Origin of the sequence: Kribbella sp. NPDC003505 (genome assembly GCF_040610875.1) — a bacterium.
Taxonomy (GTDB): Bacteria; Actinomycetota; Actinomycetes; order Propionibacteriales; family Kribbellaceae; genus Kribbella.
In genome coordinates, this window is the sequence record NZ_JBEXNA010000013.1 from 193,335 (window position 1) to 207,824 (window position 14,490).

A 14,490-nucleotide genomic window follows, 5' to 3' on the forward strand; every position below is an offset into this window, starting at 1 on the left:
TGATGTCGACTGTCGAACTGACCCGGTTCCGTGTCCTGCCGGAGCGCACGGACGAGCTGCTGGCCGCGCGGGCCGACATGCTGAAAGACTTCGAGGCCGACCGTTCCGGGTTCCTGGGCGCGCGCCTCGTGCAGCTCCCGGACAACCAGTGGCTGGACATCGTCGACTGGGCGACGCCCGCGGACTTCGCCGCGTCCCGCGAGAAGGGCGCGAACCTGCCGGGTATCGCGCGGTTCTTCGCGGCGATCGACTCGCTCGTCGTCGCCGAAGAGGGCGTCAGCGCCCCGTCATTCGCCTGACACCCACAGCCCGACTCGACCGGCATGGCGTACCCGATCCTGCGGCTCTAGGCCCTAGTCGGCGATCTCCAGGATGTCGATCGGGGTGTACGGATCGGCCTCGGCGAAGCGGAGGGCCCACTGGACGGCTTCCTCCAAGCTGTCGACGCGGATGATCGACACGCCCGCGACGAGCTCCTTGGTCTCCGCGAACGGGCCGTCGATCACCCGCGGCTGACCCGGCGTCGGGAAGGTGACCCGGGCGCCGCGCGAGCTCGGCATCAGGCCCTCGCCGAGCACCAGCACCCCGGCCTGACGCATCTCCTCGAGAACGGCGTCCGCCCGCTCGAGGATCTCCGGATCCGGCGGATTGCCGGCCTCCAAGCTGTCGTTGGTCTTGTGCAGCAGCATGTACCTCATAGCGCCGACCTTAGTGCGCCCCAGAACGCCTCAGGCACTTCGTGATCGAGCCACGCCGCCACCTCCGCGATCTCCCGCGGGCTGCGCGCGCCCACCACCACGGCCGGTACGGCGGGATGCTTCAGCGGGAACTGCGCCGCAGCAGCCAGCAGCGGTACATCGTACGCAGCGCAGAGCTCACGCAGTACGTCGATACGCCGCAGCACGTCCCGCGGGGCGCGCTCGTACCCATGGGGGACGCCGTTCACGGTGTCGGCGAGCAGACCGCCGTGGAACACGCCCGCGGCGAGCACGGCGACGCCGAGCTTCTCGCACAGCGGGAGCAGTTCGTCGGCGCCGGACTGGTCGAGCAGCGTGTACCGCCCGGCGAGCAGGACGATGTCCGGGCCGCCCTCGGTCTCGCGGACGAAGCGGGCCGCGACGTCGGCGTGGTTGACGCCGAGCGAGATCGCCCGGATCGTGCCGCGCCCGCGCAGCTCGGTGAGCGCCCGGAGGGCTTCGGTCGACGCCGTCGGGAAGTCCAGCTCCGGGTCGTGGATGTGCAGGACGTCGATCCGGTCGATCCCCATCCGCTCCAGACTCGCCTCGAACGACCGGATCGTCGCGCCGTACGAGTAGTCCAGCCGCGGACCCATCCCCGCCGGCGGCTCCGCCCAAATCGGTTGCAGGTCCGGGCCGCCCGGCTCGATCAGCCGCCCCACCTTGCTGCACAGTACGAACTCGCCCCGCGGCCGCCCGCGCAACGCCAGCCCGGCGCGCTGCTCGGACAGCCCGTACCCGTACACCGGGGCGGTGTCGAACAGCCGCACGCCCAGCTCCCAGGCCCGATCGATCGTCGCCACTGCTTGCGCCTGCGGCACCGCGGCGAACATTCCCCCGATCGAGGCCAGTCCCAACCCCAGCTCGCTGACCCGCAACCCCGTCCGCCCCAACTCCACCGTCCGCATGCCTCAGACCGTAGAAGGCCCCACCGACATCCAGCCCGGGGAGATTCGGCAAGCTCGACAGGAGGTGTCCGCCGACCCGCCCGTCTGCCAGGCGTGCGCGGGTCGGCGCTCGTCGGTAGTGGGCGGATACGTCCTGTCGAGCTGGCGCGCGACGGCTGGGGCTTCCCCTCGTGTGTGCGGCGCGGCACCATCTGGAGATGGGTGAGATCGCGGAGCGGTACCGGCGGCGGGCCGAGGCCTTCGAGCGGAAGGTCGCGGCGGTGCAGCCGGATCAGTGGGGGAACCAGTCACCGTGCGCGAAGTGGACCGCGCGGGACGTGGTGGAGCATGTCGTCACGATGCACGGGGCGATGCTGACGCCGGTCGCGCGGAAGCTGGAGCCGGCCGACGACCCGCTGACCGCGTTCCAGGAGGCCCGGGCCGCGATCGAGGACGTCCTGGACGATCCGGTGGCTGCGCTGACCGAGACCGACACACCGGGCGGGCGGCTGACGACCGAGCAGCACATCGACCAGGTGGTGTCCGACGACCTCGTCCTGCACGGCTGGGACCTGGCGCGCGCCACCGAGCAGGACGAGACGATCGACCCGGTCGACCTCGAGCGGCTCTGGGCGACCGCGGTCGCGATCCCGCCCGAGCTGATGGCGAAGTACCGGACTCCGGGCGCGTTCGGCGAGGGCATCGAGGTGTACGGCGCCGAAGTACCTGTGCCGCCGGACGCTCCGCTGCAGGACCGCCTGCTCGGACTCCTCGGCCGCGAGCCCTGACCGATCAGCCGGTCAGGAGCCGCGCGAGGTTGCTCGGGGCGTAGTACGCCGCGGGGTCGGGGCAGATCGGGGCCGCGGCGAGCTGCGCCGGGTCCTGCATCAGGATGGCGTGACCCTTCGCGATCGCCGGGTCAAGGTACTCGTGTCCCGGGAGGTCCGCGACCGCCGTCCGGCAGCCGAGCGCCATCCCCTCGAACAGCGCAGTGGTGGACACCCCGACCTGGTACGTCGCGGTCGCCAGCAGGTCCAGCGTGCTGCCACCGGTGGAGAGGTCCACGCCGGACGGAATCGTGTAGTCCGCGGGGCGCTCGCTCGGGTGCAGCCGGTACAGGATGTCCAGGTCCGGGCGTTCCTCGGCGACCGCGTCCGCGACCTTCACCAGTTCGGCGCCGATCGTTCCCTGCGACAGGAACACCACGCGCCGCGGGTCCTTCGGGCCGGGCTTCGGCAGGAACGGCGCACCCATCACCTCGGTCCGCATCCCGGCCGGCAGGTCCGCGACGTCGGTCCAGTACGACCCGAAGCACCACAGCTCGTCCGGCTGGTCGGCGACCACCGGCCGGCCCGGGTAGCTGTACCCGAGGTGGAACGGGCTGATCGCGCCGTGCTGCAGCTCGACGACGCGGATCCCGAGATCGCGGGCGGCGCCAACGATGTGCTGGTGGAAGTACGCGACGACCAGGTACACGGTCGTGATCCGGTGCTTGCTGAGCAGCGCGCGGTAGAGCGCGCGCAGCCGGAGGTGCTTCGGGACCTCGCGGGCCAGTAGCGCGCCGACCGGGATCCGGACACCGGTGAGGTTCTCGAGCGCCTGCTGGATTCCGCGGTCGTCGGCGGCCCGGCGGTGGACCGCGCCGGCGGCGGAGGTGAAGAAGTCCAGGTTCTTGCTGCCCGGCAGCGGGGTGCCGTTGATCCCGGAGTCCAGGATCAGTGCGCGGTCGCCGAGCGCGGTCCGGAGTTCATCGGTGTAGATCTCGACACCGTTCGGTTTCCGGGGGTGCGGTACGACGAGCGCGTCGTACCGGCCGGGGAACGGCGTGCGCGTGACGATGCCGGCGAGGTGCTTCCCGACCAGCGCGGCCTTGTCGTACGGCGTCCGCCGGACCGGATGGGACGCGCCGTGGATTCCGGTGCGGCGGGTCAGCTCATGGAAGACGCGCATCCGGATGATCGGCCAGGGATGCGTCCCCTTGACCTGCCACCCGAGCAGATCCAGGTCGTTCTCCACCGTCCAGATCGCCGCGCACAGCTCCGCCACCGTCGGCCGAACCGTGCCGTTCCCGGTACTCGTCATGGTTGATCCCTACTATCCCGGCGAGACTACCGACGCCCGAGAAGAACCGGCGGACTGCCTTCAGCAGGTGCGTCTTCCGGCCGAGCAGCAGCCCGGCGAGGGCGAACCCGATCGCCGAGATCACCCGGGCGGAAGCATAGGCCAGCACCAGGACGTAGCTGATCGCGCCCGGGCGGATCAGCAGCCGGCTGATCGTGTCCCCGCTGCCGGAGCGGAAGGCGCGCCGGACCAGCCAGCGCAGGGTGGTGCGGCCGGCCGGGACCTCCTCGCCGATGCAGGCCTCCTCGCACCAGACGATCCGGAAGCCGGCGCGGTGCACGCGGAGGAAGAAGTGCAGGTCGCTGGAGCCGGTGTAGCGGAACGCGGGGTGGAAGCCCGGGGTGACCGCGTGGTAGACGCGGCGGCTGACCAGCGTGTTGTTCGTGTACGCCTTGCGGAGCTCCTCGCCGGTGGTGTGCCGGCCGGTGGAGTCGTGGACGTCGCTGTAGTGGTTCCAGGGCGGGGCGCCGGGCGGGAGGTTGCCCTTCACCGGCCCGGTGACGACGTCGGCGCCGGTCGACTCCCAAGCCTCCAGCAGCGTCCGCAGCCAGCCGGGCGGGGCGACCTCGTCGTCGTCGACGAAGATCAGCGCGTCGTCGTTCCAGCACAGCTCGACGGAGCGCTCGCGGGCGAAGGGGATCCCCGGCTCCGGTTCCACCACCGACTCGACCGGGTACGGCGAACCGTCCGCGAACTCCGCCAGCACCTGCGCGGCCGACCCCTCGGCGTCGTTGTCCACCACGACGATCCGGATCGCGTAATCCCCGTCCGCAGGCAGCTCCTGCGCCTGCAAACTCGTCAACAACCCCCGCAACAGAGCAGGTCGCCTGAAGGTAATCACCGCAATGGCGACACTCATGCTCATGGCGCCCGAGACTATCGGTCCCACCCAACAACCGCTCGTCCAACTCGTGTGAGATCTGGCCCCGATCGCGAAAGACGCCGTCCCGGAGTTAGTCGACAGGTACGACGGAGATGAGGGTGAGGCCGAGGTCGCGGATTCGGGCGAGGAGGCCGTACAGCTCGGACTGGTCGGCGATCGTGCCGCGGAGGACGGTGGTGCTGCCGGGGCCGGGGGCGAGGGTGAGGTCGGCGAACCAGCCGGACCAGCGCGGGTCGAGCCGGCCGGCGACCTTCAGTTCGTACACGGTCAACGCCGCCTCCGGATGAGCCATTCGGCGATCGCGGCGTTGACCGCCCACCCGGCGCTGACCGAGACCGCGGTGCTCAGCTCGCCGGTCCCGAACACGGCCTGCCCGACGCCTTGTGTGACCACCTGCGTGCCGGCGCCCAACCCGAGTGCGTACGCCCGCATCATCCAGGCGCGGTGTACGGCGATGTCGCGCCGGCGGATCGCGGCGAAGCCGAGAACGATGCTTGCCCCCATCGCGCTCGCCACGACCAGCCGCACGCTCCACAGCAGGGCACCGCCCGGTGCGCCGGAGTAGAACAGCGTCATCCACAGCCCCGAGCCCGCCACGAGCAGCCCGGCCGCGACGAGGACCCGTCCGGCGCGCCGGTGCCAGCCGATCTGCGTACGGCGTATCCGGCGCGAGAACTGGAAGGCGCCGACCACCGCGTACACCGCCGCGCCGGCGACGTGTACGACGACGGGCGCCGGCGAGGCGTCCACGCGCGGGTTGTCCGGCATCACGACCGGCCCGCCGGCGATCTCCACCAGGCGGAGCGTCCCGGAGACCAGCGGCACGATCGTGAGCAGCACCAGCGCGAACGGGATCCAGGCGCCCGATCGCGCCCGCGTCGCGGCGTACTCGCTCATCGCGGCACCGCGACCGGCTGCGGCGCCGACGTCGTCGTGGTGCGCCAGAGCGAGACGCCGAGCGCGATCATCGCGATCCCGTTCGGGTAGGCGAGCAGGCGGTAGAAGGCGTCCGGCATCACGGTGAGCGCGGCCGACACGAGTCCGCCGACGGCCAGCAGCACAGTTGCCCAGCGAGCGAGCACCCGCGCGCGGAACAGCGCGATCCCGAGCAGCAGCCCACCGGCCAGGTACGCGAATCCCTGCACGCGCAGCACCGTCGCCAGCGCGCCGATGTCGCCGGCCGGGTGACCGCCGGACGCCGCCTCGAGGACGTCACGCACGTAGCCGGGGCTCGTGTCCGCGATCGACGGCAGGACGTACGCCGACACGAAGGTCGTGCAGAGGATCGACAGGTAGCCGACGGCGAGGACGACGTACCCGATCAGCCCGAGGAGACCGTTGCGGCGGATCTGGCTCAGGTACAACCCGGTGATCCCGGCCAGCGCCAGCGACGCCATGACGAGCTTCAGCGTGTTCCGGACGGCGAGCTCGGTCGTGACGATCGAGGTGAGGTCCAGGTGAGGGTGCCCGATCTGGACGCCGATGAAGGTCAGCCCGGCGGCGGCCGCGGCGGCCGCGGAGGCCTTGGTCAGTGTGGTGGCGGTGATGGTCATGTCCGAACTCCCCCTGCTCGCGCTTGTTCTTGCGGATGTTCGGAACGTAGGTCGCGAGGTGGTGAGCCGGCGTCACAACATGTGGTGATTCTCGTGGTGACGGCTAGAGCAGGCCGCGTTCGCGGGCCCGGCGTACGGCGCCCGAGCGGTTGGTCGCGCCGAGCTTGGTGAAGATGCGTTTCGTGTGCGTACGCAGCGTGTTCAGCGACACGTACAGCCGGCGCGCGATCTCCGGACCGGTGAGCTCGGTGTCGAGCAGACGCAGGACGTCCAGCTCCCGCTCGGTCAGCGGTTCGGCCACAGTGGTCCGGGCAGTCGCCAGCCCTTCGTCGAGAAGCAGACGACGGTACTGCTCGGGCTCCGGCGCCGCGTCCAACGTCGCGCGCAGGACGGCCTGAGCCGTCGCGTGATCGCCGCGCGTCCGGTGGGCGAGGGCCCGCAGTACGCCGATCTCGAGCAGACTGCCCGCGCGCCGGCCGTCGGCATCCGCCTGCAGCCGATCGAGCAGCCCTTGTGCGTTCTCACCGCGGCGGATCATGAGCCGCGCGCGGGTGAGTTGGCCGTACTCGTTCAGGTACGACACCGCGTCGGGGACGTCGCGGAGCCACGCCTCGGCCGCGACCAGGTCGCCCGCCGCGAGGTGTACCCGGGCGCGCATCGCCGTGATCGGCCGCACCTCGGGATACGACCCGCGCCGGTACAGCTTCTCGGCCTCGTCGAGCAACTGCAGAGCGGCCGTGAAGTCGCCACGCGCGACCTTGACCTGCGCCATCGCGACGTACCAGCGGTGCCGGTTCTCGGTGATCGAGCCCTGCGCTGCGAGGACCCGCGCGGTCTCGAGATGGGCCTCCGCGCTGTCGAGATCGTCCAGCTCCCGGTCGAGCTCGGCCAGGCCGACGTGCAGGTCCGCCGTGACCCGCGGATACGGCTCGCCGTTGCGGGTCGCCGCCGCCAGCGTCTGCTCGAAACCTTGCCTGGCGCGCGACGGTCGTCCGGCCGCGAGCCACAGATCGCCCATCACCACCGCGCTGTCCTGCTCGTCGACCAGGTTGCCCGCCGTGTGCAGCTCGCGAACCGCGGTCGAGAACGTCGCCAGCGCCTCCTGCACGTCGCCCGCCGCCCACGCCGCGAGCGCCAGGAATCCGCCGGCAGCCCCGCGGACGAAGTGGTCCTCGGCCGCGGCCAGATCCAGCGCGCCCCGCGCAGACTCCACCGTGGCCTGCACCTCGCCCCGTGCCTGCGCCAGCGCGGCCCGGTAGATCAGGAGCATCGCCGGAGCGGTCCGCAGATCTTCGGTGTCCGCCCAGGTCGCGGCCAGCTCCGGATCCCGCGCTCCGGCCTGCAGCACGGCCTCCGCGGCGTCGAGCCAACGCGCCATCCGATCCAGCTCGCCGGCCATCATCGACGACCAGGCGGCCGCGATGCACAGCACCGGATTCCGTTGGACGACGGACTCCGGCAGCGACCTGATCCACGCGAGGAGCACGGCGTCCTGCCGGGCCCGCCGTACCTCGGGCAGGGCTTCCTCGATCAGCCGTCCGGCCCGCTCGTGGTCGTCAGCCGCCAGCGCGTGCCGTACCGCCTCCGGGGCCAGGTGCTGCGCGGCGTACCAGTCGCTCGCGGCACGATGCAGGCGCGGCAGATCCTCCGGGTGTTCGGCGAGCAGGCGGGCTCGCAGGACGTCCCGGAAGAGGTGGTGGTAGCGGTACCAGACCCGGTCCGGATCCAGCGCGACCACGAAGACGTTGCCGCGATCCAGCTCGTCCAGCACCTGACTGCTCCCGGCGCGGCCGGTGACTGCGTCGCACAGCGGGCCGGTGAGGCGGTCGAGAACCGCCGTACGCAGCAGGAAGTCGCGGGTGGCAGCAGACTGCCGCGCCAGCACCTCGTCGGCCAAGTAGTCGACGACGAACCGGTGGCTGCCGGTGAAAGCGGCGATGAATCCTGCGACATCGGGCACGCCACGCAGCGAGAGGGCCGCCATCTGAAGCCCTGCGACCCAGCCCTCCGTCCGCCCTTCCAGGGCCCGTACGTCGTCCTCGGCCAGCCGCAACCCCATGACGTCGTTGAGGAAGGCGCCTGCCTCCGGCTCGGCGAAGCGCAGGTCGTCGACCCGGATCTCCGTCAACTGCCCGCGAGCACGCAGCCGGGCCACCGGGAACGGCGGGTCCGCGCGCGTCGACAGGACCAGATGCAGCTGATCCGGAAGGTGGTCGAGCAGGAACGCCACCGCCTCGTGCACGTCAAGCGCTTCGATGGCGTGATAGTCGTCCAGCACGAGCACAGTCGGCCCGTCGGCCCGGTCCGCATAGTCGTTGACGACCGCGGTCAGCGCGGCCACCGTCGGTACGTCGGCCGCGGGCGGTGCGACCCGGAGACCGGGCAGGGCCGCCCAGAGGTGCGCCAGGAACCGCGGCAGGGCGTTGTCCCCGTCGTCGAGCGACAACCAGCCGACCCGCTCGTGCCGCGCGGCCCACTCACCGACGAGGGTCGTCTTGCCGAACCCGGCCGGTGCGGAGACCAGGGCGAGCCGATGACCGGGTGTCAGGACGCCGTCCAGACGCTCCAGCAGCCACGGTCGTGCCACCATTCCGGACCGCCGAGCGGGCGGGAACAGCTTCGTGGCGAGCACCGTCGTCGACACCTCTGGATGATAGATCCGGCGGTCTGTAACGCCGAGGGGCACTCCAACGATTTAGGGCAAGGACCGAAAGTGGTCGGTCCCCACATGCTCCCCTGGGGGTCCCCGTTGTCCCGTCGTACTCGTTTGCTGCGCCTGGCCGTGCCCGCGGCCGTCGTGGCCAGTGGTTTGGTGGCACTGACCGGTTCGTCCGGCTCCGCCGCCGAGCCACGCCATCCGTACCGCCCGCCCTTCGCCGCGAAGCACGCCGCCGCGAAGGCGGAGTTCGAGCCGAACGCCGTGCTGGTGAAGTTCAAGCCCAAGGCCACGGCGGCGGCGCGTAAGGCCGCAGTCGCGCGGGCCGGCGCGACGGCCGAGGACTCGGTGTCCTCGAAGGTCGTGAAGATCAAGGGCGAAGCGTCGGCGCCCGAGCTGCTGAAGAAGCTGAAGGCCGACCCGAACGTCGAGCTGGCCTCGCTGAACTACAAGCGCCGCGCGACCGCCGTACCGAACGACGAGTTCTACGGCACCGACCAGGCCGCCTACCTGAACACGATCCGGATGCCGCAGGCCTGGGACCTGTCCAAGTCGACCGGCAGCCAGGTCGTTGCCGTCCTCGACACCGGCGTCGACGCCGGCCACCCGGATCTCGTGGGGCACCTGGTGCCCGGCTACAACGCGGTGTCCAGCACCCGTCCGAACCCCGTCGACGACAACGGGCACGGGACGATGACGCTGGGCATCATCGCCGCCGCGGCCAACAACGTCGAGGGTGTCGCGGGCGTGGGCTGGAACGTGAAGGCGATGCCGGTCAAGGTGCTCGACGCCAACGGCGAGGGGTACGACGCGGACGTCGCGGAGGGCATCTACTGGGCGGTCGACAACGGTGCCGATGTGATCAACATGTCGCTCGGCGGGGCGGGCGACGACCCGATCCTGCACGACGCGGTCTCCTACGCGGTCAGCGAGGGCGTCACCGTCGTGGCGGCCGCGGGCAACGACGGCAGTGCCGACTTCCAGTACCCGGCGGCCTACCCGGAGGTCGTCGCGGTCGCGGCGACCGACGCGAGCGGCGGGCTGACGGACTTCAGCTCCTACGGCGCCTGGGTCGACATGGCGGCACCGGGCTGGGACATCCTGACGACCGGTTCGCGAGCGTTGACCGATCCGGACTACCTGCCGTACTGGTATTGCACCGGTACGTCCTGTTCCGCGCCGATCGTCGCGGGTGTCGCGGCCCTGGTGAAGAACAAGTGGCCGGCGCTCACCCCGGATCAGGTCGCCCAGCGCCTCGAAGGTTCCGCCCGTGATGCCGGTCCGCGCGGCACCGACTCGTACTACGGACACGGCATCCTGGACGCGTACGCGGCCCTGGGCGGCCGCTTCGCCGCCGACTTCCCGCCGGCAGTTGCGGACGGCAACGACCAGCCGATCCGCGCCAAGAAGCTGGCCGGGTTCGGCTCGGCCACGGGTGCGATCGACTTCGAGGGTGACGTCGACTGGTACTCGGTCGACATCGGCTCGGACCAGGACGTCCGGGCCGTGGTCGCGGGCCCGTCCTTCGACGAGCGGCTCTATTCCGCGAACCTGGGCCCGGTCGTCGACGTCTACGACTCGAACCTGAAGTTCCTCGGTCACGGTGAGAACGAGTTCCCGGTCGTCGACCCGAACACCGGCCCGAAGTGGGGCCCGCTGACCGCGCTGACAGACGTCAAGGCGCCTGCCGGGACGATTTACGTGGCCGTGCGCAACTACAACGGGTCCAAGGTCAACCGGCCGTACACGGTGAGCGTTGGGAGCAGCGGTGTCGGTGCGGTGGCGACCGGTACGGCGTACCCGCTGCGGGACGTATTCCCCGCCGACGTGTCGGCCGGCGCGCCGGCGTCCGTGAAGCCGACGGTGACCTTCGCGCGGGACATGGACCCGGCGTCCGTGACCACAGGTACCGTGATGCTGCGTGACGGTACGACCGATCAGCAGGTGAACGCGATCACGACGTACGACGCCGCGACGCGGACCGCGACCATCACCCCGCAGCAGCCGCTGCTCGACAACCGGCCGTACAAGATCGAGGGCAACTACTACCTGCGCGACGCCGACCACGAGCCGGCCTCGTTCGGAACGGTCTTCAGCACGGCCGACCTGGCGCCGCAGGCGCTGACCTCCTTCACCGGCAGCGGGGCGTACCTGGCCGCGAACCTGGCCTGGAAGATCCCGCCGACCAACGATCTCGACCAGGTGATCGTCCGGCGGAACGTCGGGAGCAAGGCGCCGACGCCGACGACCGGGACGCTCGTGTACGCGGGTACCGGGACCTCGGTGAAGAACACTGGGCTGGCGCAGGGCACGACGTACACGTACGCGGGCTGGGTCGTCGACCGCACCGGTCACTACAGCCCGATCGCGGTCAAGCAGCTGCTCGGGATGAAGTCGGGCATCAGCGTGACGTCGACGCTGATCAACTACGGCGGGTCGATCACGATCAAGGGCAGCACGTTGCGGATCGACAATCTGGCGTACGCCGGGTTGCCGGTGAACGTCTACGTGCGGCCGAAGAACTCGTCGAAGTTCACGCTGCTGGCGGCGTTGAAGACGTCGTCGACCGGGACGTTGTCGGTGGTGCACAAGCCGCTCGTGTCGTCGGTGTACATGCTGACGTTCCCGGGGAACGCGAGCCTGATGGGGACTCGTACCGCGGATGTCACGGTGCAGGTCCGGCCGACGATCTCGGCGACGCTGTCGCCGTCGTCGATCCGGCTGGGTGGGACGACCGCGTTCAGCGGGTACGTGGCGCCGGCGCACTACGGGCAGACCGTCTACCTGCAGCAGTACGGCAGCAAGGTGTGGAAGTCGATCGCGTCGGTGAAGCTCAGCTCGTCGGGCAAGTACGCCTTCGGCATCAAGCCGGCGATCCGCGGCCAGATCGCCTACCGCGTCTTCTTCCCCGGTGACGCCGACCACGCCCCGGCGTACACCGTCAACAAGATCCTCACCGTCAGCTGAACCGGACCGCCCACCTGACTGTACCTCTGGGTACAGTTAGGTGGGTGGAGACGGTGGAGCGGTTGATTCGCAGTACGCAGGAGTTGTTGTGGGAGCGGGGGTACGTCGGGACCTCGCCCAAGGCGATCCAGCGGGCCGCCGACGCCGGACAGGGGAGTATGTACCACCACTTCACCGGCAAGGCGGAGCTGGCGAAGGTGGCGATCGAGCGGTCGGGAGCGGAGCTGCGGGCGGCGGCCGAGGAGCAACTCGGGGCCGACGGGACCGCGACCGAGCGGATCGGCGGGTATCTCGGGCGGGAGCGGGATGTGCTGCGCGGCTGCCGGATCGGGCGGCTGGCAGCGGATCCCGACGTGGTGGCGGATCCGGAGCTGCGGGCGCCGGTCGCGCAGACGTTCGGGTGGTTGCGCGACCGGCTCGCCGAGGTGGTTGCTGATGGCAAGCGTACGGGCGAGTTCCCGGAGTCGCTCGACCCGCAGCGGACCGCCGCGACGATCGCCGCCGTACTGCAGGGCGGGTACGTGCTCGCCCGCGCCGCGGACTCGACCGAACCGTTCGAGCTCGCCGTCCAGGGCCTGATCGACCTGCTGGGAGCGAAATGAAGATCGGTGCGGTGTTTCCGCAGCTCGAGATCGGCGCGGATCCGAAGGTCGTGCGCGACTGGGCGACGACCGTGGAGGATGCGGGCTACAACCACGTCCTCGCCTACGACCACGTGCTCGGCGCCGACCCGGCGAACCGCCCCGGATGGACCGGCTACACCGACAAGTCCTTGTTCCACGAGGTTTTCGTGCTGTTCGGCTTCCTGGCCGGCATCACCACCGAGCTCGAACTCGTGACCGGCGTGCTCGTGCTGCCGCAGCGCCAGACCGCGTTGGTGGCGAAGCAGGCGGCCGAGGTCGACGTACTGAGCGGCGGGCGCCTTCGCCTCGGTGTCGGCATCGGCTGGAACCACGTCGAGTACCAGGCCCTGGGCGTGCCGTTCCGGCAGCGCGGCGCCCTGCTGGAGGAGCAGGTCGACGTACTGCGCAGGCTCTGGGCGGATCCGGTGATCTCGTACGACGGTAAGTACCACGAGATCGAGGAGGCCGGCCTGAACCCGCTGCCCGGCCGGAAGATCCCGATCTGGTTCGGCGGCAGCGCGGATGCCGTACTGCGCCGGACCGGGCGGATCGGCGACGGCTGGATGCCGCAGTCGGCGCCGGACGAGACGGCCCGGGAGCAGCTCGCCCAGATCCGCCGGGCGGCCGAAGAGTCCGGCCGCGACCCCGCCGCGATCGGCATCGAGGCACGCCTCACCCTGGGCGCCGTACCCGAACAGGACTGGCGCGCGTTCGCCGACGGCTGGCGCGAGCTCGGCGCGACCCACCTCGGCGTCAACACGATGAAGCTGGGCCTGTCCCGACCGGAGGAGCACGCCCAGGTCCTCCGCGACGTACTACCGCGCCTCCGCGACTGACGGCACGTACGCGGCGAACGGGCTGCTGCGGAACCAGCCCGGGAACTGCCTGCACAGCCGCGGCGCCCCGATGAGCTCGACGCGGCCGGTGCGGATCGCGCGCTGGTACGCGAGTTGCTTCAGGTGCAGGTCGACGAGTGTGCGCGCGTCCGTGCGGCAGACGAGGTCCTCGGCGTGCCCGCTCGACCTGCTGCACAGCTCGGGCTGCGGTCGGCGGAGCAGCATCCAGTGCTGTTCCGCCGGGCGATCACGCAGCTCGAACCGGATCACCGTCGTACCGTCGGGGATCTTGTCGACGTCCACCAGCTTCATCGTTGCCCAGAGCACGTACGCCGGCTCCAGGTGTCCGGGCTCGATCTCCAGCCAGCGCGCGCCCCACTGCCCCATGGCATCCAGGACCGGCCGCAGCGCCTGACCCATCTCGGTCAGGCCGTACCGCACGGATCGGCCGTCGACGGTACGACGCAGTACGCCGTGGCGCTCGAGTGTGTCGAGGCGCTGGGTGAGCAGCGCGGTGGAGATGCCGGGCGCACCCTGGCGGATCTCGTTGAACGTGCGGCAACCGTTCAGCAGGTTACGGACGATGATCGGCGTCCAGCGCTCGGCCAGCAGCTCGGAGCTCCTGGCGATCGGGCAGAACTGGCCGTACTCGCGCACGACATCAGCGTCGCCCCGGCCGCGGGGGAAGGCAACTTCAGAATCTGATGTTGCCGCACACCGGCCGCCGGACGACTGTGGACTCAGACAACCAAGAGGTGGTGGGGACGATGACAGATCGGGCACATGTGGTGACATCGGGCGAGGGACGGATCGTCGACCTCGGGGTCGCGCGGATGCGGGTGCTCGCCGACGACGCCGTTACCGGCGCCTTCTCCTTGACGGAGTTCGCCGGCGAGACCGGCGGACCGTGGACCGTCCCACACCTGCACCACGGCTTCGAGGAGTCGTTCTTCGTACTGGACGGCTCCTTCACCTTCACCGTCGACGGCGAGCCGATCACGGCCGCGGCAGGCACGTACGTCCTGGTCCCGAAGGACACCGCCCACACGATCACCGCCGCCCCCGGCGGCGGCCGCTTCCTGACCCTGATGGTGCCCGGCGGCCTGGAGAAGATGTTCGTCGAACTCGGCGAACTCCCACCCAACGCCATCACTGACCCCGCAATCCGCCGCCAGGTCTCGTCTCGCTACGACTCCGTCCCTCTCTAGACGCGCCGGTTGGCCGTCT

At 70.6% G+C, this 14,490-nt stretch carries 15 protein-coding genes; 6 read left to right on the plus strand and 9 right to left on the minus strand.

Annotation, left to right across the window (positions count from 1 at the left end; all coding sequences use genetic code 11):
- The first annotated feature begins 2 nt into the window (after nt 1–2).
- Complete coding sequence (locus ABZX12_RS35450; RefSeq protein ID WP_355699812.1) at nt 3–299, plus strand: hypothetical protein; 297 nt, start codon at nt 3–5, stop codon at nt 297–299.
- Nucleotides 300–353: 54 nt separating this feature from the next.
- On the opposite strand, the gene ABZX12_RS35455 is transcribed toward ABZX12_RS35450, so the two are convergent.
- Together ABZX12_RS35455 and ABZX12_RS35460 are read right to left on the minus strand one after the other, a co-directional pair.
- Nucleotides 354–698, minus strand: coding sequence for a YciI family protein (locus tag ABZX12_RS35455; protein ID WP_355699813.1), 345 nt, complete (start codon nt 696–698; stop codon nt 354–356).
- Nucleotides 695–1,645 (minus strand): aldo/keto reductase, encoded by a 951-nt coding sequence (locus tag ABZX12_RS35460; protein ID WP_355699814.1) that lies wholly within the window; start codon nt 1,643–1,645, stop codon nt 695–697. The genes ABZX12_RS35455 and ABZX12_RS35460 overlap by 4 nt, the downstream gene beginning before the upstream one ends.
- A gap of 197 nt (nt 1,646–1,842) precedes the next feature.
- On the opposite strand from ABZX12_RS35460, the gene ABZX12_RS35465 reads away from it, so the two are divergent.
- Nucleotides 1,843–2,412 carry a TIGR03086 family metal-binding protein gene (locus ABZX12_RS35465; protein ID WP_355699815.1) on the plus strand — a complete coding sequence of 190 codons (570 nt, stop codon included), beginning with the start codon at nt 1,843–1,845 and terminating at the stop codon, nt 2,410–2,412.
- Nucleotides 2,413–2,416: 4 nt separating this feature from the next.
- Here ABZX12_RS35465 and ABZX12_RS35470 read toward each other — a convergent pair whose 3' ends face one another.
- From ABZX12_RS35470 to ABZX12_RS35495, 6 genes are all read right to left on the minus strand, one after another.
- Nucleotides 2,417–3,574, minus strand: coding sequence for a hypothetical protein (locus tag ABZX12_RS35470; RefSeq protein WP_355699923.1), 1,158 nt, complete (start codon nt 3,572–3,574; stop codon nt 2,417–2,419).
- Entirely contained in the window at nt 3,558–4,610 is a 1,053-nt protein-coding gene (locus tag ABZX12_RS35475; protein WP_355699816.1) for a glycosyltransferase, read from the minus strand. Before ABZX12_RS35475 ends, ABZX12_RS35470 begins: the two co-directional genes overlap by 17 nt.
- An 88-nt stretch (nt 4,611–4,698) precedes the next feature.
- A complete protein-coding gene (locus ABZX12_RS35480) occupies nt 4,699–4,920 on the minus strand; it encodes a hypothetical protein (RefSeq protein ID WP_355699817.1) in 222 nt (73 codons plus the stop codon).
- Nucleotides 4,896–5,525 carry a DUF2306 domain-containing protein gene (locus ABZX12_RS35485; protein WP_355699818.1) on the minus strand — a complete coding sequence of 210 codons (630 nt, stop codon included), beginning with the start codon at nt 5,523–5,525 and terminating at the stop codon, nt 4,896–4,898. The genes ABZX12_RS35480 and ABZX12_RS35485 overlap by 25 nt, the downstream gene beginning before the upstream one ends.
- Complete coding sequence (locus tag ABZX12_RS35490) at nt 5,522–6,181, minus strand: hypothetical protein (protein ID WP_355699819.1); 660 nt, start codon at nt 6,179–6,181, stop codon at nt 5,522–5,524. Before ABZX12_RS35490 ends, ABZX12_RS35485 begins: the two co-directional genes overlap by 4 nt.
- Before the next feature lie 103 nt (nt 6,182–6,284).
- Nucleotides 6,285–8,825 (minus strand): LuxR C-terminal-related transcriptional regulator, encoded by a 2,541-nt coding sequence (locus ABZX12_RS35495; RefSeq protein ID WP_355699820.1) that lies wholly within the window; start codon nt 8,823–8,825, stop codon nt 6,285–6,287.
- A 168-nt stretch (nt 8,826–8,993) separates the two neighbouring features.
- Between ABZX12_RS35495 and ABZX12_RS35500 the strand changes: the two genes are divergently transcribed.
- From ABZX12_RS35500 to ABZX12_RS35510, 3 genes are read left to right on the plus strand one after another with little or no spacing between them, the layout of a single operon-like run.
- Nucleotides 8,994–11,804: a S8 family serine peptidase gene (locus ABZX12_RS35500; RefSeq protein WP_355699821.1), complete on the plus strand. Its 2,811-nt coding sequence runs from the start codon at nt 8,994–8,996 to the stop codon at nt 11,802–11,804.
- Nucleotides 11,805–11,848: 44 nt separating this feature from the next.
- Nucleotides 11,849–12,406, plus strand: a complete 558-nt coding sequence (locus ABZX12_RS35505) for a TetR/AcrR family transcriptional regulator (protein ID WP_355699822.1) — start codon at nt 11,849–11,851, stop codon at nt 12,404–12,406.
- A complete protein-coding gene (locus ABZX12_RS35510; RefSeq protein ID WP_355699823.1) occupies nt 12,403–13,263 on the plus strand; it encodes an LLM class F420-dependent oxidoreductase in 861 nt (286 codons plus the stop codon). Before ABZX12_RS35505 ends, ABZX12_RS35510 begins: the two co-directional genes overlap by 4 nt.
- Here the strand turns inward: ABZX12_RS35510 and ABZX12_RS35515 are convergent.
- Nucleotides 13,243–13,920: a helix-turn-helix domain-containing protein gene (locus tag ABZX12_RS35515; protein ID WP_355699824.1), complete on the minus strand. Its 678-nt coding sequence runs from the start codon at nt 13,918–13,920 to the stop codon at nt 13,243–13,245. The two genes, ABZX12_RS35510 and ABZX12_RS35515, sit on opposite strands and share 21 nt — an antisense overlap.
- A gap of 110 nt (nt 13,921–14,030) precedes the next feature.
- On the opposite strand from ABZX12_RS35515, the gene ABZX12_RS35520 reads away from it, so the two are divergent.
- On the plus strand, nt 14,031–14,471 hold the full coding sequence (locus ABZX12_RS35520) for a cupin domain-containing protein (RefSeq protein WP_355699825.1): 441 nt from the start codon (nt 14,031–14,033) through the stop codon (nt 14,469–14,471).
- The last annotated feature ends 19 nt before the right edge of the window (nt 14,472–14,490 follow it).